General features: G+C 39.6%; 1 pseudogene. It reads right to left on the reverse strand.

From position 1 onward, the window contains the following. Positions 1-684, reverse strand: a pseudogene (locus IDG60_RS18955) (fibronectin-binding protein); the annotation flags it as partial.

A 684-nucleotide genomic window follows, 5' to 3' on the forward strand; every position in this document is an offset into this window, starting at 1 on the left:
CTCCTCTTTTTAATCCATCTGCGAATTTCAATTTGTATTTCAATACGACACGTTGACCAGCATGTGGCTCTACTTTATTTCCTTGAGGTGCCTCAATAGAACCACTTTCTACTGTAACTTTACTTGTCACATCTGTACCCGTTTCCACTTTCTCGTCACTAGCTTCCTTAGCTTCAACTACGTCTGCTGATCTTGTCACACGTGGTTTACTTTCTGATGCCGTTCTTGGCTGTGCCACTTCAACTTGTGTTTCTGCGACTTGATTTTGTGTGGCCTTTTTAGGTGTTAAATCTACTTGTCTTTGATCTCCGCTATTGTCTTGAGATTGTGTTGTTTCCTTAACTTGAGGTTTCGCTTCTTCCTTAACTACCTCTTCTTTAACTGTTTCTAAATTTGCTGGTTGTGCAGTTTGTGGTGCTTGTACTGCTTTTGGTGCTTCTTCAGTTGTTACTTGTGTTGCGTTTGACGGTTGTTCTGTTGCTGTTGCGCTGTATGATTGTGTTTCATCTATAGTATTAACGTTAGTTGTAGTTGTTTGTGTTTCGTTTACTTTATTTTCAGTAGCTGAATTCCCATTTTCTTCTACTGTAGTTGTCTTTTGTTCTGATGCTGCAGCTTCTTTATCTTGTCCCATCCCAACAACGATCATTGTTCCTAAGAATACTGATGCTGCTCCCAATTTAT

The sequence above is a fragment of the Staphylococcus sp. EG-SA-2 genome (assembly GCF_017152085.1).